Origin of the sequence: Streptomyces flavofungini (assembly GCF_030388665.1) — a bacterium.
Lineage (GTDB): Bacteria > Actinomycetota > Actinomycetes > Streptomycetales > Streptomycetaceae > Streptomyces > Streptomyces flavofungini_A.
Map to the genome: position 1 here is coordinate 5492793 of NZ_CP128846.1, position 16166 is coordinate 5508958.

The following is a 16166-nucleotide window of genomic DNA, read 5'->3' on the forward strand; positions in this document are numbered from 1 at the left end:
TGGGACTCCCAGACTGCTCACCTGCGGGTACGTTTACCAGGAGTAGCGATTCCGGTACCGGACTGTGGAACGGGGCATATGCCAGGCGCTAACGAGCTCGATCCGGCCGAGAGCCTTGAGGCGTACATCGGGAATCAGGTCAGGGAGGCGCGGCGGGCGAAGGGCTGGTCCCAGACCGACCTCGCGGCCAAGGTGTTCAGCAACAAGAGCAGGATCTCCGAGGTGGAGAACGGGGAGGCGCTGGACCGCGCCCTGGCGGCCAAGCTGGGTGTGGTGCTCGAACTGGGCGACTCGCTGTCGGACTTGGTCAGGATCCAGGAGCGGAAGACTGTTCGCGAATACGCCAAGCCGTATCTGGCGAAGCAACAAAAGGCCGCGCTGATCCACACCGCTGGATTCGTCGTTCCTGGACTGCTTCAGACCCCTGACTATGCACGCGAGCTCATCCTGGCTGGCCAGGATGATGACCCGTCCGTCGTCGAGTCGTACGTCGAGCAGCGCATAGAGCGCCAGAAGCTGTGGGGGCGGGATGATCCCCCGTGGTTCGCTGCCGTCCTCGACGAGGCCGCCATCGCTCACGCCACAGTCCCTCAACTGGAACGCCTGCGTGAGGCGCAGGAGCAGCCGAACATCACGCTCCAGCTTCTCCCCTTCGGAGCTGGCAAGATCATGGGAACCATGGCTGTCCTGACGCAGCCGGACGGTTCGCGAGGCGCGTACACGGAGGGCCTTCTGGTTGGCCAGTACTTCGAGGAACCAGCAGCTGTCCTGCGGCTCCAGCGAATCTATGATCGGCTCGCCTCCAGATCATTGACGGCTGAAGCGACCACAGTTCGCATCGAAGAAGCATTGAAGAGGTACAAGTGAGCAACCCGAATTGGCACAAGTCGACTTACAGCGAAAACGCCACCAACGACTGCGTCGAGGTCGCCGACAACCAGCCGCTCATCCTGATCCGCGACACCAAGGACCATGCGGCCGGACTCATAGAGGTGACCCCCGCGGCCTGGGCCGCGTTCACCGGCCACGTGAGCCGCGGCTGAGGCTGACGGAGCCCCGGGCCCCGGGCCCCGGGCCCCGGGCTTCGAGGGTCGAGATCCGAGCGCCTTTTGTAAGGATTGGGTGGTTGGGCACCTACCACCCACCCCCTCCAACTCCCGCCCGCACCACCGCACATCACTTTTCGTGACCGACTTGCCACGTGGCGTCGCGACCCTCTAGCGTTCGCGGCAACAAACGAAAACGACCCCGACCGGGTGCTACCAACACCCGCCGGGGTCTCACCCCAAGATCGGTAAGGACGATCCCGTGGCTTACGAAGACTCTAACGCCGCCCTGCCCGCCTCCGCACACCCCATGGCCAAGCCGGGCTACGGCAAGCGATCCGCACCTGATCAAGAGCCCGCCCGCGCCCGGGACTTCGGGCACCTCCCCGCCCGCGAGGCCTACCTCGCCGCCTTCGTCGACCGGCTTCCCGAAGGCGCTGCCATGGACGCCAAGACCCTCGCCGGGGCCCAGCCCCTCTACGGTCAGCAGGCCGTCCGCACCGCCCTCAACGAACTGTCGCGAGCCGGGCACCTGCGACGCGTACGGCGGCTGGCTCAGGGTGAGGGCGACGCCGGGACCGGCACGCGTTGGGTCTTCCGCACGTACTGGACCCGTACCGCACGTGACAGCGAATGGTGGAACCGGTTCCTCGGCGATGACGCGCCGTCGCCCTCGCCGACCGAGGCCCGAGGCGGTGGCGCCCCCGACGGCGTACCCAAAGAGCGGCAGCAGCTCACGACCCAGCCCGCGCCGCCCTCCTCCGCGTACAGCGCCCTCGCCCAACTCGGCCGAACTACCCCGCAATTGATCCTCTCCGCCGCCGACTGCGCCGCCCTGGAAGACCTGGCCGCCGCATGGCTCGACCGGGGAGTCACCACCGACCACCTCACCCTCGCCCTCACCGCAGGGCTCCCCGCCCAGGTCCACGCACCCCGCGCCTTCCTCCGGCGGCGCCTCCTCGACAAGATGCCGCCCGTTCCCCCGCCGAGTACGCCACGTGCACCGCACCGCACGATCATGGAGTGCACCGGCTGCAGCGTGCCAGGGCGCCCGGAAGCCCTGCCCGAGGGCCTGTGCCGAGCCTGCCGCGCGCCGGAAGGAACGGGGGACTCAGGCAGCCGTCGGCGGCCCGTACCCGCCACCCCTGAACCCGTCGACGCGCACCGCCACGCCTCCCAGGTCCGCCGCGCCCTCGCCGGGCGGCGGAGTCTCAGCCCGTCCGGCGCTTGAGGACGAGCCGCGAAGCGGCGATAGGAGGGAAAGGGGCGCAGCCCCATGTGTGTGGGGGCCCGGGGGCGCAGCCCCCGGTTTCGGGAAGGGGCGGGATTGGGGAAAGCCCCGCAGGGATCAACCCGCATGCAGCATCAAGCCGATCCCCGCCACCATCACCCCCGCCGCCACGATCCGCGACCACCCGAACCTCTCCTTGAAGAAGAGCGCCCCGATGGCCGCCCCCACGATGATGGAGGACTCGCGGAGGGCGGAGATGGGCGCGAGGTCGGCCCGCGTCTGGGCCCAGAGGACGAGGCCGTACGCGGCGACGGACAGCGCGGCCCCGAAGAGCCCGACGGCGGCGAACGGCCGCAGCCGGGCACCGACTTCCCCGCGCCACCGGTAGCAGGCGTACGCGGGCACGGCGATGCCTTCGAGGATCATCAGCCAGGCGATGTACCCGATGGACGTCCCGGAGGCCCGCACCCCGAGCCCGTCCACGACGGTGTACGCGGCGATGGACACCCCGGTCGCGAGCGCGGCTCCGATCGCCGCCCAGTCGGGCCGCCGCCCGGACCCCCGGATCCCCCACACGGCGAGCCCGGTGAGCCCGGCGGAGCAGACGAGAACCCCGGCGGCCTGCCACCCGCCGGGCACCTCACCGGCGAAGACGGCGGCGAGCACGGTCACGACGAGCGGCGCGCTGCCACGGGCGATGGGGTAGGCCTGCCCGAAGTCCCCGAGCCGGAAGGACCGCATGAGCAGGACCATGTAGGCGACGTGCAGGGCGGCGGAGAGCAGGAGGTAGGGCCAGGCCTCGGCGGCGGGGAAGGGGGCGAAGGGGGCGAGGAGGAGGCCGATGAGGGTGCCGCCGCCGGCTATGAGGGTGAAGCCGAGGAGCTTGTCGGTGATGTGGTGGGCGATGGCGTTCCAACTGGCGTGGGTGACGGCGGCCAGCAGCACGGCCCCCGCGACCAGGGGGGTCACTGAGCGGGGCCGGAAGCACCGGACGCGTCGGCCGCCGCCTCACGTACGTCCACGAGCAACCCGCCCGCGTGCGCGACCAGCGCCTCCGGCGCCATCGGGAAGACGGTGTACGGCGTACCCGCGGCGGCCCACACCACGGAGTGCCCGAGCAGCGACCGGTCGGCGAGCACTCGCGTCGGGTTGGCGTGCCCGAAGGGCGGGACACCCCCGATCGCGTACCCCGTGGTCTCGCGCACCACATCCGCCCTGGCCCGCGTGACCTTCTCCGCGCCCAGCGCCCGCCGCACCAGCTCCACGTCGACGCGCGAGGAGCCGTCCATGAGGACGAGGACGGGCACGCCGTCGGCGGCGAAGATCAGGGACTTGCAGATCTGGCTCAGCTCGCAGCCGATCGCGGCGGCCGCCTCCGCCGCGGTACGGGTCTGTTCCGGGAAGCGGCAGATGCGGTCGGGGAGGTCGTCGAGGCCGAGCGCGCGCAGGGCCTCGACGAAGCGGGGGTGGGCGCCGGATGCGCCCGTGGCGTTGTCCGTAGTGCTCATGCGCCGCACGCTAGCGGTACGTGTGTGGGCCACGCGACCATGAATCGTGCCCGGAACCGGGGCGAGGCCCGGGGGCTGCCGCCCCCGGACCCCCGCTGTCGGCGCTCCGCGCCTCGTCCTCAAACTCCCCCAAGCTCTTAAGGAGCAGGGGGGACCCCCACGACGGGCTGAGTTACCCCCGGCGCTCCCTACTTCCCTACCAGCAGCATCGCCCGCACCACCGGCCCCGCCGTCTCCCCGCCGTGCCCGGCGGCCTGCACGACCGCCGCCGCGGCCACGTCCCCGCGGTACGCGGTGAACCAGCCGTTGGGCTTCTTCTGGCCGTCGACCTCCGCGGAGCCGGTCTTCGCGCCGGAGTCGGCGCCGAGGCCCGCCATGGGCTTGGCGGCGGTGCCGGAGACGCCGGTGTAGTGCATGAGCTCACGCAGCGCGGACGCCGTCCTGCCGGACATCTTGCGCGGCGCCGTGGCGAGTTGGCGGTCGTCCAGGTCGGGCGAGACCAGGTAGGGCTGGCGGAACGTGCCGGACTTCACGGTGGCGGCGACCGACGCCATGTTGAGCGGGTTCATCCGGACCCCGCCCTGGCCGATGAGGGAGGCCGCCATCTGCGCGTGCGACTGCACCGGCACCGCGCCGTCGAACGAGGAGACGCCGATGGACCAGTTGTCACGGCCGAGGCCGAACACGTCCTGGGCCTGCTTCGTCAGGTCGTCGTTCGACAGCTTCTCGGCCTGGGTGATGAAGGCCGTGTTGCAGGACCGCGCGAAGCTGGCCCGGAACGTGCCGTCCTTGATCTGGAACTTGTCGTCGTTCTGGAACTTCCAGCCGCCGTACGCCTTGTACTTCGGGCACGGGTGCTTCTTGTCGACGCCCGCGAGCCGCTTCTCCAGGAGCATCGACGAGGTGATGACCTTCATCGTGGAGCCGGGCGCGAGGGAGCCCTGGAAGGCGGTGTTGAAGCCGCCGGGGTTGGAGTTGGCGACGGCCAGGATCTCGCCCGTGGACGGCTTGACCACGACGACCGAGGCCCGCTTGCGCTTCTGCGTCTGCTTCTCCGCCGCGGCCTGCGTGCGCGCGCTGATCGTCGTCTTCAGCGTGCCCGGGGTGCCGGGGGAGAGGGCCAGGAGCGTCTTGTCGGGGGTGTCCTTCGCGTCACCCTTCTTCGCGGTGCCCTTGGCGTCTCCGCCGCCCTTGCCGCCCTTGGAGTCGTCGGCCGACTTCGCGTCGGCGCGCACCACCCGCAGCTCGACGCCCGCCTTGCCGCCCGCCTCCTTGCCGAACTTCTCGCGCAGCCCGTCGAGGACCGTGCCGAGGGACGGGTACTTCGCGGCCGTCAGCGGGTCGCCGTCCCGGTCCACGGCCTTGATCGGCGGCACGCCCGCCGGGCCCGTGACCAGCCGGTCGCCGTCCCGCAGTTCGGGGTGGACGACCGAAGGCCGCCAGGAGACGAGGACCCGGCCGTCGGCCGCGCGGCGCGCGACGCTCAGCGTGGAGTCGTACGCGTAAGCCTTGTCCTTTCCCCCGTACGAGATCGTGGCCGCCGCCTTGAACGGCACCTTCGCGCTCTTGGGGGTGGCGGGCTTGCCGGGCCTCAGGCGCACCGCGGAGACCTTGGCCTCCTCGCGGTAGGCGGTGAGCGCCGCGCGGGCCGCCTTCCTGTCGTCCGTCAGCGCCGCGGCCCCGGCCACGTCGCCCTTCTCCCAGGCGGTGAGGAACGCCCTCGTGGTGGTGCGCACTTCGGCGGCCGTGGGCGGACCCGTCGCCACCGTCTTGCCGTCGGAATCGCCGCCGCCCCCGCCGGACAGCGCGTACGCGGCGACCCCCACGCCGCACACGATCGCCACCGCCGCGCCGCCGAGCACGGCCGGGTGCGCCTTCTTGCGCTCGGTCGCACGTCTTCTCTTGCCCACAGACCCTCCGCCAATCCCCTTCGGCCCCCGCCGCGCCCAACTCACCGGTTGCCCAACCTAGCGGCACCCGCGCACCCCTTCGACCACGGCATCGCCCGCCCGGGCGAGGGGGCACCCCCTACGTGGTCGATCGTGCTCTTGCTCCGTCCCGTCGTCCGTGGCCGCCGCTCACTCGCGGCGCCCCACGTCCGTCACGCGCCCGCGCGCAGCACCGCCGCCACGATCGGCCCCGCGGTGTCCCCGCCGTGCCCGCCCTCCTGCGCCATCGCGGCCACCGCCAGGTCCCCGCGGTAGCCCGTGAACCAACTGTTGGGCCGCCGCTGCCCGTCGACCTCCGCCGACCCCGTCTTCGCACCGATGTCCCCGCCGAGTCCCGCCATGGCCCGCGCGCCCGTGCCCGAGACCGCCGTCCGCCGCATCATCTGCCGCAGTTGGGCGACCGTGCCCGCCTTCAGGCCGCGCGCGGTGGCCAGTTCGTCTCCGATGAGGGACTTCGGTACGAGGACGGGCTGGCGGAACGAGCCCGTCATGGCCGTCGCCGTCACCGACGCCAGGTTCAGCGGGTTCAGCTGCACCCGGCCCTGGCCGATGGCGTTGGCGGCGCGGTCGGGTCCGGTGGACGGGGGCACGGCGCCGTCCGACGACCTGATGCCGGTGTGCCAGTCGTCCCGGCCGAGCCCGAAGCCGCCCTGCGCCTCCTCGGTCAACGAGGCGTCCGTGAGCGGCTTCTCGTCGACCAGCTTCACGAACGCGGTGTTGCAGGACCGCGCGAAGCTGTCCGCGAGCGTCGCCTTCGCGTTCGGCGCCATGCCCTTGAGGTTGTGGAAGGTCTGGCTCTGCCAGGTCGCCTCGGGGGTGCAGGGCGCGGGTCCGGACGCCTTCGTGACGCCCCGTTCGATGAGCATGGCCGCCGTCACGATCTTCATGGTGGAGCCGGGCGCCAGCTTGCCCTCGAAGGCCGCGTTGAACTGGTCCTCGCGGTGGTTGGCGACGGCGAGCACCTCGCCGGTGCTGGGCTTGACGGCGACCACCGACGACTCGGCGTGCCGCGCCACCGCGCCCTCCGCGGCCCGCTGCGCCGAAGCGCTCAGCGTCGTCCGCAGCGTGCCGGCCCGGCCCTCGGCGAGCGTGAGCAGCGTCTTCGTACCGGCGCCCGCGTCCGCACGATCGATGTACAACTCGATGCCGGGCCTGCCGCCCGCCCGGTCGCCGTACTTCGAGCGGAGCTGGTCCAGGACGGGCGCGAGCGACGGGTACGCCTTCGCGGTCAGCGCCCGTCCGTCGCGGTCGACGGCCCTGATCGGCGGCGCGGCGGCCTCCCCGGTCTCCAGGGTGTCGCCCCTGCGGAGGTCCGGGTGCACGACGTCGGCCCGCCAGTCCACCAGGGCCCGCCCGCTGCGCACGCCGCGCACCACCTCGAAGGCGGAGGAGTACCGCAGCGGCTTGCTCTTCCCCTCGTACGCGACCGTGGCGCGGACCGTGAACGGCACCCGCGTCCCGCTGATCCGGCCCGCCGTCAGCCGCACCTTCTCGATGTGCGCGTCCTCGCGGTAACCGGTCAGGGCCTCGGCGGCCACCTGCGCGTTGTCGGTGTACGCCGCCGCGCCGTCCGCGTCGCCCTTCGCCCAGGCGGCGAGGAACGCGGCGGCCGTCTCCCGCACTTCCTCGCGCGTCGGCGGGCCGCTCCTGCGCGCGGTGTTCTTCCCCGACGACGAACCGCCGTCGGCGTTCACCGCCGTCACCACGTTGTACGCGCCGTACCCGGAGCCCCCCACCAGGACGGCGAACACCCCACCGACCAGAGCAGCCTTCGCTCCCTTGCGCATCAAGCACTCCCTCCCCAGGAATACCGTCAGCCTAAGAGGCCCCAGGGCAGGAGACGCGAAAAGCGCCGGGTGTTATCCGAAGGTGTCCGTTTATCGCTGTCAGACCCAGGTATCGAGCCACATTCTCGACCGCCACGAGTCGATCGGGATCGCCTGCCCCGTATAGATCGGCCAGAAGTAGATGAAATTCCAGAAGATCAGCAGGACAAGGACGCCGGAGGCCGCGGCGCCCACCACCCGGCGGCGTTCCGAGGAGCCCGGTGGTCCCAGGATCGCGCCGATCATCATGGCGAGGGCCAGGCACAGGAACGGCACGAAGACCACGGCGTAGAAGTAGAAGATGGTCCGTTCCTGGTACATGAACCAGGGCAGATAGCCCGCCGCGACCCCGCACACGATCGCGCCCGCGCGCCAGTCCCTGCGGAAGAACCACCGCCACAGCACGTACAGGAGCGCGATGGCGGCCGCCCACCACAGCAGGGGCGTGCCGAGGGCGAGGACCTCGCGGGCGCACTTCTCCTTGGTGTCGGCGGGGCAGCCGTCGGTGCCGGGGGACGGCGACTCGTAGAAGTACGAGACGGGGCGGCCGTCGACGATCCAGCTCCAGGGGTTGGACTGGTAGGTGTGCGGCGAGGACAGGCCGACGTGGAAGTCGTAGACCTTGTTCTCGTAGTGCCACAGGCTGCGCAGCCAGTCCGGCAGCCAGGACCAGCCGCTGTCCTTGCCGTCGGTCGCCGCCCAGTTGCGGTAGTAGCCGCCGCTGCCGTCGCTCGGCGAGAGGATCCAGCCGAGCCAGGACACCAGATAGGTGAACACCGCGACCGGCACCGTGGCCACGAACGCGGGCAGCACGTCCCGCCGCACCGCCGCCAGGTAGGGCCGGTCCGCCCCGGCCACGCGCCGGGCGCCCGCGTCCCACAACACGGTCATCAGGCAGAAGAAGACCATGATGTAGAGGCCGTTCCACTTCGTGGCGAAGGCCAGGCCCAGGCAGAGCCCGGCCGCCCAGCGCCACGGCCGCCACCCCAGGCGCAGGGTGTGCGCCACGTACGCGTCGGGGCGCGCGATCCCGTCCGCGTCCACCGGAAGGGCCGCCGCGAGTCTCGCGCGCGCCTTGTCCCTGTCGATGAGCAGACAGCCGAACGCCGCCAGCACGAAGAACATCAGGACCTGGTCGAGCAGCGCCGTGCGGCTCATCACGAAGTGCAGGCCGTCCACGGTGAGGAGCGCGCCCGCGAGACAGCCGAGGAACGTCGAGCGGAACAGGCGCCGCCCGATCCGGCACAGCATCAGGACCGACAGCGTGCCGAGCACCGCCGTCATGAACCGCCAGCCGAACGGGTCGAAGCCGAACAGCCACTCCCCGACGCCGATCACGTACTTGCCGACCGGCGGATGCACCACGTACGCCGGGTCCGTGGGCAGCGCGATGTCACTGCCCTGCTTGATGACCGAATCGTTGATCTTGTCCGGCCAGCTCAGTTCGTAGCCCTTGTGGATGAGGGCCCAGGCGTCCTTCGCGTAGTACGTCTCGTCGAATATCACGTCCTTGGGGCTGCCGAGATTCCAGAACCGCAGCACCCCCGCCACCAGCGCGACCGCCAGCGGCCCCAGCCAGCCCGCCCACCGCACCAGCGGCTCCGACACCTGCCGGGGCACGCCGAGCGCCACCCACAGCCGATCACCCGGCCGCGCGTACGGCGGGACGAGCCGCTCCCGCACGTCTCCTCTGGGCCGTGCCGCGTAGCCGAAGCGGCGCAGCCGGTGCTGCCACGACGACGGCTGGCGCTCCTCGGCTGCCTGGCCCTGGCGGGTGTCCGGGGAAGACGCGGTACTGGTCACCGCGCCATCGTAGGGAACTCGACTGTGACAGTCCCGCGCCCGGCCCCTGCGAGGATGGATCCGTGACAGGAAGCGCAGATTCAGTCGTCAGTCCGTCCGGAAGCGCCGAGGCCCCGGCTTCCGTCGGCACCCTCGTCCTCGCGGGCACCCCCATCGGCGACGTCGCGGACGCTCCGCCGCGCCTCGCCGCGGAGCTGGCCGGGGCCGATGTCGTGGCCGCCGAGGACACCCGCAGGCTGCGCCGGCTCACGCAGGCGCTCGGCGTGCAGGTGGGCGGCCGGGTCGTGTCGTACTTCGAGGGCAACGAGGCGGCGCGCACGCCCGAGCTGGTCGAGGCCCTGGCCGACGGGGCGCGGGTGCTCCTGGTGACGGACGCGGGCATGCCGTCGGTGTCCGACCCCGGGTACCGCCTGGTGGCCGCCGCCGTCGAGCGCGGCATCCGGGTCACGGCCGTGCCGGGGCCCTCCGCCGTCCTCACCGCCCTCGCCCTGTCCGGGCTGCCCGTGGACCGCTTCTGCTTCGAGGGCTTCCTGCCGCGCAAGGCGGGCGAGCGGCTCTCGCGGCTTCGCGAGGCGGCCGGGGAGCGGCGCACGCTCGTGTACTTCGAGTCGCCGCGCCGCCTGGACGACACCCTCGCCGCGATGGCGGAGGCCTTCGGCGACGACCGGCGCGCCGCAGTGTGCCGGGAGCTGACCAAGACGTACGAGGAGGTCCGCCGCGGTTCGCTGAAGGAGCTCGCCGAGTGGGCCGCGCCCGGCGACGTGCGCGGCGAGATCACCGTGGTGGTCGAGGGCGCCCCCGAGAAGGGCCCCGCGGAGCTGGGTCCGGACGAGCTGGTGCGCAGGGTCCGGGTGCGCGAGGAGGCGGGGGAGCGGCGCAAGGAGGCCATCGCGGCGGTCGCGGCCGAGGCGGGGCTGCCCAAGCGGGAGGTGTTCGACGCGGTGGTGGCGGCGAAGAACGCGGGGCGCGAGGGCTGAGCGCGGGCCGGTCTGGCCCCGTCCGGTCTGGCCCGGTCCGGTCTGGCCCGGTCCGGTCTGGCCCGGTCCGGTCTGGCCCGGTCCGGGCCGGAGCGGTCCGGACCGGATGGGGCGGGTGACCCGGCGCGTATGCCCGGCGCGCAGGTCACGGTTACGGCGCAGGGGCCGCGCGGAAGAGCCCATCGGCGGGCAAAGGACTATCGTGAAGGTTAAAGCGCGGGCCCGCGCACCAGGCCTGTTTTCTATGGAAAGGCCAAATCGCGCCCAACAGTCGACAGGTCTGATGCGCTCGCTTCGGGAAAGGCGTCCACTGGTTCCAGGGACGCACCCGTCCCACACCGCCGGACCGGGTCAGGAAAGACCCCGGCCGACGGTGCTTGTCCAGCGGACAAGAGGAGCTGGCATGAGTGAGATCGCAGACACCGGTCACCGCACCACGGCTGCCAATGTCGTCCATGAGTCCTACGCCTTCGCCTGCATGCGCTGCGGGCACGGCTGGGAGCAGTCGTACGAGATCGAGCACCACGTCGACGGCAAGGGCCAGGAATTCGTGATGTACCTGGCGAACGGCCGGCGGGTGCCGTCGCCGCTGACCCGGCCCACCTGCCTGAACTGCGGCGGGCACGTGGTGCGCATCATGCGGGCGGGGCAGGTGTCCTCGGTGCGGTCGGCACTCGAGTCCCTGCACCACCGGCAGGCCGCGCAGGGCGTGGCCCGGGGCGGGAAGGCCGCCGCCGCCGAGGGTGCCGCGTCCGCCGACGACGAGTCGGGCGCCGCGCCCAAGCACCACCACTGGCACCTGTCGGACTTGCTGCACCCCTTCCACCGCAAGGCGGGCTGACCTTCGCGGGGCGCCCCGGGGCTGAGAGATTCAGCCCGTCCGGCGTTTGAGGACGAGGCGCGGAGCGCCGATAGCGGGGGTCCGGGGGCGCAGCCCCCGGTTCGGGAAGGGGCGGGATTGGGGAAAGCCCCGCAGGGCTTCGTACGATCGACGCATGCCCGCCGACAAGAACGCCGCACCCCCGCAGCCGGAACCCCTGCGGGTGCCGGTCGCCGACTCCCACACCCACCTCGACATGCAGTCCGGCACCGTCGAGGCGGCCCTCGCCAAGGCGGCCGAGGTGGGCGTGACGACGGTCGTGCAGGTCGGCTGCGACGTGGCGGGCTCCCACTGGGCCGCCGACACGGCGGCGGCACACGCGGCGGTGCACGCGGCCGTGGCCCTGCACCCGAACGAGGCCCCCCGCATCGTGCACGGCGACCCCGACGGCTGGTCCCGCCAGGGCGCCCGCCCCGCCGGGGGCGAGGGCGCCCTCGACGAGGCGCTCGCCGAGATCGACCGCCTCGCCGCACTCGCGCACGTGAAGGGCGTCGGCGAGACCGGCCTCGACTACTTCCGCACCGGCCCGGAGGGCAAGGCCGCCCAGGAGCGCTCCTTCCGCGCCCACATCGAGATCGCCAAGCGGCACGGCAAGGCCCTGGTCATCCACGACCGGGAGGCCCACGAGGACGTCCTTCGGGTCCTGAAGGAGGAGGGCGCCCCCGAGCGCACCGTCTTCCACTGCTACTCCGGCGACGCCGCCATGGCCGAAGTCTGCGCGGAGCACGGCTACTTCATGTCCTTCGCGGGCAACGTCACCTTCAAGAACGCCCAGCCGCTGCGCGACGCGCTCGCCGTCGCCCCGCTGGAGCTCGTGCTCGTCGAGACCGACGCGCCCTTCCTGACCCCCGCCCCGTACCGCGGACGGCCCAACGCCCCCTATCTCATTCCGGTCACGCTGCGCGCCATGGCCGAGGTCCGGGGCATCGACGAGGACGCCATGGCCGCGGCGATCTCCTCGAACACGGCCCGCGCCTTTGATTACTGATCGATAACGACCGAAGGTTTCCCCGGCCTGACAGCTCGGGTCAACACAGCGACACAGAGTAGTCACCCTGCTTTGGAGAGTGACGGCGCCTCCGCTAGGTTCTGCAAGCCGATCTGCACTTGGCTTGTCAGTGGTCACTTGTCAGCTGGAGCGTCGTCGTGAGCAAACCGCAGTACGAGACGTATGGGCAGCCGCAGTACGCGCCGCACGGGCCGTCGGGTTCGTATGACGCCTACGACGCGTACGACCCGTACGGGTCGGCGTACGGGTACGGGGGCGCGGGGGCCGTCGGCGGGGGCGGCGCGGCGGAGGGGCCCGCGACGCAGGTGTTCACCGCCGCGGAGTTCAGCGCGGCGGACGGGTTCGACCGGGCCGCCGGATTCGCCGGGAACGGGGTGCCCACGCAGGTCTTCGGGGCGGGCGGCGCCGTCGTGGACGAGCTGCCGACGCGGGCGTTCACGCCGGACGCGTTCGCGGGGGGCGGCTTCGCGGTGGATCCGCCGCTGGGGCCGGACGGGGGCCCGGAACTGGGCTCGGACGCGGGCTCGGGTGGGGGCGCGTACGGGTATCCGCACCCCGGTGCGCAGGGGTACGCGGAGGTCGCGGACGGGCGGGAGCGCCGGGGGGCCGGCGGAGGGGTGGCGGGGGACATGGGGTTCGACGACGAGGCGCTCGCCGACGGCGAGGCCGTCGGGGAAGGGCGGGCCGAGGGGCGGCGGGAGGCGCGGCGCAGGCGGACCGCCGAGCGGCCCGACGGCCTGCGCAGGCTCGTGCCGCAGGCGCTGGTCGTCGCGTTCCTCGCGGGCGGCACCTCCGCCTTCGTCGCCAACGACAAGGCCGTCCAGCTCACCGTCGACGGCAAGGCCCGCACCCTGCACACCTTCGCCGACGACGTGGGTGAACTCCTCGCCGACGAGGGCGTGGACGTCGGCGCGCACGACATCGTCGCCCCCCCCACGACCACCGCCCTCGCCAGCGGCGACGAGATCGCCGTCCGCTACGGCCGGCCCGTCCAGCTCACCCTCGACGGCCACCGCCGCGAGGTCTGGACGACCGCCCGCACCGTCGACGGCGCGCTCCAGCAGCTCGGGGTGCGCGCCGAGGGCGCCTACCTGTCGGCCTCGCGCAGCAAGCGCATCGCCCGCGAAGGGCTCGACCTGGACGTCCGTACCGAACGCACCGTGACGATCATGGCCGACGGGCGGTCCCGGACCATCCGTACGAACGCCGCGACCGTCGGCGAGGCCGTCGAGGAGTCCGGCGTCACCCTGCGCGGCTCCGACACCACGTCCGTGCCCCCCGGCAGCTTCCCGCGCGACGGGCAGACCGTCACCGTCATGCGGATCTCCGGCCGCAAGGAGGTCCGCGAGGAACCCATCCCGTACGACGTCCGCAAGACCGAGGACCCCTCGCTGCCGCGCGGCACGGAGGTCGTGGCCCAGGCCGGGCGGGAGGGCGCGCGACGGATCACGTACTCGGTGCGCACCGTCAACGGCGTGCGGCAGAAGCCGAAGCGGTTGCGCAGCGAGGTGGTGCGGGAGCCGCAGACGCGGATCGTGAAGGTCGGCACCAAGGTCGTGCCGACGGCCGTCGCCGGGGCCGAGGGCCTCAACTGGGGCGCCCTCGCGGCGTGCGAGTCCGGCGGGCGCCCCAGCGCCGTCGATCCCTCCGGTACGTACGGCGGGCTCTACCAGTTCGACACCCAGACCTGGCAGTCCCTCGGCGGGTCCGGTCGCCCCCAGGACGCCCCCGCCGCCGAACAGACCCACCGCGCGAAGAAGCTGTACGTCCAGCGGGGGGCCAGCCCGTGGCCCCACTGCGGCCGCCGCCTCTGACGTCCCACTCGGGTGACCGGCGTCCCACCGGGACCGGTGGGGCCGCGGACGAGGTCGGCGCCGGGAATATCAGCCCGTCCGGCGTTTGAGGACGAGGCGCGGAGCGCCGATGGCGGGGGACAGGGGCGGAGCCCCATGAGCGGGGGCCGAGCTCGGGCCCGGCGGCGGGCCCAGGCGCGGCGATGGGCCCGAGCTCGGCCGGCCCGGCGGGCTCGGCAGGGCGCGCCCCGGGCCGACCGGCACTGCGGGTCCGGCCCGGCGCGCCCCCGGGGCGGCCGCACGAGCAGGTGAGCGGCGGACCCAGGGCTACCCTGGGGCGGTGAGCACCACCGACCAAGGCCCCCTCCTCGGCCCCGCCGACATCCGCGACCTCGCCGCGGCCCTCGGCGTACGCCCGACCAAGCAGCGCGGCCAGAACTTCGTCATCGACGCGAACACGGTCCGCCGCATCGTCCGTACCGCGGACGTCGGCCCGGACGACGTCGTCGTCGAGGTCGGCCCGGGCCTCGGCTCGCTGACCCTGGCCCTCCTGGAGACCGCGTCCCACGTCACCGCCGTGGAGATCGACGACGTGCTCGCCGGGGCGCTCCCGGCCACGGTCGAGGCCCGCCTGCCGGGGAAGAAGGAGTCCTTCGACCTGGTCCACAGCGACGCCATGCTCGTCCGCGAACTCCCGGGCCCCGCCCCGACGGCCCTGGTCGCGAACCTCCCGTACAACGTCGCCGTACCGGTCCTGCTGCACATGCTGGACACCTTCCCCAGCATCGAGCGCACGCTGGTGATGGTGCAGGCGGAGGTCGCCGACCGCCTCGCCGCCGCCCCCGGCTCGAAGGTGTACGGCGTGCCGTCGGTGAAGGTCAACTGGTACGCCGAGGTCAAGCGCGCCGGCGCCATCGGCCGCAACGTCTTCTGGCCCGCCCCGAACGTCGACTCGGGCCTGGTGTCGCTGGTGCGCCGCGCGGAGCCGCTGAAGACGACCGCGTCCAAGCGGGAGGTGTTCGCCGTCGTCGACGCGGCCTTCGCCCAGCGCAGGAAGACGCTGCGCGCGGCCCTCGCGGGCTGGGCGGGCTCCGCCGCGGCGGCCGAGGCGGCGCTGGTGGCGGCGGGCGTCTCGCCGCAGGCGCGCGGCGAGTCCCTGACGGTGGAGGAGTTCGCGCGGATCGCCGAGAACAAGCTGCCCCCGTCCGACACCCCCGCTGAAACCGAGGCCCCCGGCAAGTGAGCACCCCCCGCAGCATCACCGTCCGCGTCCCCGCCAAGGTCAACGTCCAGCTCGCCGTCGGTGCCGCCCGCCCCGACGGCTTCCACGACCTCGCGAACGTCTTCCTGGCCGTCGGCCTGTACGACGAGGTCACGGCGACCCCGGCGGACGAGCTGCGGGTGACCTGCGCGGGCCCGGGCGCCGACCAGGTCCCCCTGGACCGGACGAACCTGGCGGCGCGCGCGGCCGAGGCGCTGGCCGCGCGGTACGGCCGCCGGGCCGACGTGCACCTCCACATCGCCAAGGACATCCCCGTCGCGGGCGGCATGGCGGGCGGCAGCGCGGACGGCGCGGGCGCCCTGGTGGCGTGCGACGCGCTCTGGGGGACCGGGGCGTCCCGGGACGAACTCCTCGACATCTGCGCCGAGTTGGGCAGCGACGTGCCGTTCAGCCTGGTCGGCGGCGCGGCCCTCGGCACCGGGCGCGGCGAGAAGCTGACCGAGCTGACGGTCGGCGGCACCTTCCACTGGGTGTTCGCGGTCGCCGACGGCGGCCTGTCCACGCCCGCCGTGTACCGAGAGTTCGACCGGCTCACCCCGGACGCCCCGGCACCCGCCGCGTCCCCCGTGCTGCTCGACGCTCTGCGGACGGGGGACGCCACCGCTCTCGCCGGAGCCCTGGTGAACGACCTCCAGCCCGCCGCGCTCTCCCTCTTCCCCGCCCTCACTGACACCCTGAAGGCGGGCACGGAGGCGGGCGCCCTCGCGGGCCTGGTCTCCGGGTCCGGGCCGACGACGGCGTTCCTGGTGAAGGACGCGGAGTCGGCGGAGCGGGTGGCGGCGGCGCTGCGCGCGTCGGGCACGTGCCGGACGGCGCGGGTGGCGTCCGCCCCGGCGCCGGGGGCGACGGTCCTCTAGGGCCG

Annotated in this window: 14 protein-coding genes; 9 read left to right on the forward strand and 5 right to left on the reverse strand. The window is 72.9% G+C overall.

Annotation, left to right across the window (positions count from 1 at the left end; all coding sequences use genetic code 11):
• The first annotated feature begins 78 nt into the window (after positions 1 to 78).
• From QUY26_RS23310 to QUY26_RS23320, 3 genes are all read left to right on the forward strand, one after another.
• On the forward strand, positions 79 to 867 hold the full coding sequence (locus tag QUY26_RS23310) for a helix-turn-helix domain-containing protein (RefSeq protein WP_289949786.1): 789 nt from the start codon (positions 79 to 81) through the stop codon (positions 865 to 867).
• Positions 864 to 1043: a DUF397 domain-containing protein gene (locus QUY26_RS23315; protein ID WP_289949788.1), complete on the forward strand. Its 180-nt coding sequence runs from the start codon at positions 864 to 866 to the stop codon at positions 1041 to 1043. Before QUY26_RS23310 ends, QUY26_RS23315 begins: the two co-directional genes overlap by 4 nt.
• A 265-nt stretch (positions 1044 to 1308) precedes the next feature.
• A complete protein-coding gene (locus QUY26_RS23320; protein WP_436840386.1) occupies positions 1309 to 2277 on the forward strand; it encodes a hypothetical protein in 969 nt (322 codons plus the stop codon).
• Between the two features lie 117 nt (positions 2278 to 2394).
• Here QUY26_RS23320 and QUY26_RS23325 read toward each other — a convergent pair whose 3' ends face one another.
• The 5 genes from QUY26_RS23325 to QUY26_RS23345 form a co-directional block, all read right to left on the reverse strand.
• Entirely contained in the window at positions 2395 to 3246 is an 852-nt protein-coding gene (locus QUY26_RS23325; RefSeq protein ID WP_289949790.1) for a DMT family transporter, read from the reverse strand.
• A complete protein-coding gene (locus QUY26_RS23330) occupies positions 3243 to 3785 on the reverse strand; it encodes a YbaK/EbsC family protein (protein ID WP_289949792.1) in 543 nt (180 codons plus the stop codon). The genes QUY26_RS23325 and QUY26_RS23330 overlap by 4 nt, the downstream gene beginning before the upstream one ends.
• Before the next feature lie 188 nt (positions 3786 to 3973).
• Positions 3974 to 5695 (reverse strand): penicillin-binding transpeptidase domain-containing protein, encoded by a 1722-nt coding sequence (locus tag QUY26_RS23335; RefSeq protein ID WP_289949793.1) that lies wholly within the window; start codon positions 5693 to 5695, stop codon positions 3974 to 3976.
• 191 nt (positions 5696 to 5886) lie between these two features.
• Positions 5887 to 7521, reverse strand: a complete 1635-nt coding sequence (locus tag QUY26_RS23340; RefSeq protein ID WP_289949797.1) for a penicillin-binding transpeptidase domain-containing protein — start codon at positions 7519 to 7521, stop codon at positions 5887 to 5889.
• A gap of 99 nt (positions 7522 to 7620) precedes the next feature.
• Entirely contained in the window at positions 7621 to 9363 is a 1743-nt protein-coding gene (locus tag QUY26_RS23345) for a dolichyl-phosphate-mannose--protein mannosyltransferase (RefSeq protein WP_289949799.1), read from the reverse strand.
• 152 nt (positions 9364 to 9515) lie between these two features.
• Between QUY26_RS23345 and rsmI the strand changes: the two genes are divergently transcribed.
• The 6 genes from rsmI to QUY26_RS23375 all read left to right on the forward strand — a co-directional run bounded on the left by rsmI (position 9516) and on the right by QUY26_RS23375 (position 16161).
• On the forward strand, positions 9516 to 10340 hold the full coding sequence (gene rsmI, locus QUY26_RS23350; protein ID WP_436840521.1) for a 16S rRNA (cytidine(1402)-2'-O)-methyltransferase: 825 nt from the start codon (positions 9516 to 9518) through the stop codon (positions 10338 to 10340).
• Positions 10341 to 10743: 403 nt separating this feature from the next.
• Positions 10744 to 11181, forward strand: a complete 438-nt coding sequence (locus QUY26_RS23355) for a hypothetical protein (RefSeq protein WP_289949805.1) — start codon at positions 10744 to 10746, stop codon at positions 11179 to 11181.
• Positions 11182 to 11335: 154 nt separating this feature from the next.
• Positions 11336 to 12208 carry a TatD family hydrolase gene (locus QUY26_RS23360; RefSeq protein WP_289949807.1) on the forward strand — a complete coding sequence of 291 codons (873 nt, stop codon included), beginning with the start codon at positions 11336 to 11338 and terminating at the stop codon, positions 12206 to 12208.
• A 158-nt stretch (positions 12209 to 12366) separates the two neighbouring features.
• Positions 12367 to 14043, forward strand: a complete 1677-nt coding sequence (locus QUY26_RS23365) for a resuscitation-promoting factor (protein ID WP_289949808.1) — start codon at positions 12367 to 12369, stop codon at positions 14041 to 14043.
• Between the two features lie 319 nt (positions 14044 to 14362).
• Complete coding sequence (gene rsmA, locus QUY26_RS23370) at positions 14363 to 15265, forward strand: 16S rRNA (adenine(1518)-N(6)/adenine(1519)-N(6))-dimethyltransferase RsmA (RefSeq protein ID WP_289949811.1); 903 nt, start codon at positions 14363 to 14365, stop codon at positions 15263 to 15265.
• On the forward strand, positions 15262 to 16161 hold the full coding sequence (locus QUY26_RS23375) for a 4-(cytidine 5'-diphospho)-2-C-methyl-D-erythritol kinase (protein ID WP_289949813.1): 900 nt from the start codon (positions 15262 to 15264) through the stop codon (positions 16159 to 16161). The genes rsmA and QUY26_RS23375 overlap by 4 nt, the downstream gene beginning before the upstream one ends.
• The last annotated feature ends 5 nt before the right edge of the window (positions 16162 to 16166 follow it).

What these genes read in the sequence shown, in the direction of transcription:
- QUY26_RS23310 (WP_289949786.1), top strand. Translation starts at nt 79, where the DNA reads ATGCCAGGCGCTAACGAGCTCGATCCGGCCGAGAGCCTTGAGGCGTAC.
- QUY26_RS23330 (WP_289949792.1), bottom strand. Translation starts at nt 3,785, where the DNA reads ATGAGCACTACGGACAACGCCACGGGCGCATCCGGCGCCCACCCCCGC.
- QUY26_RS23340 (WP_289949797.1), bottom strand. Translation starts at nt 7,521, where the DNA reads ATGCGCAAGGGAGCGAAGGCTGCTCTGGTCGGTGGGGTGTTCGCCGTC.
- QUY26_RS23355 (WP_289949805.1), top strand. Translation starts at nt 10,744, where the DNA reads ATGAGTGAGATCGCAGACACCGGTCACCGCACCACGGCTGCCAATGTC.
- QUY26_RS23360 (WP_289949807.1), top strand. Translation starts at nt 11,336, where the DNA reads ATGCCCGCCGACAAGAACGCCGCACCCCCGCAGCCGGAACCCCTGCGG.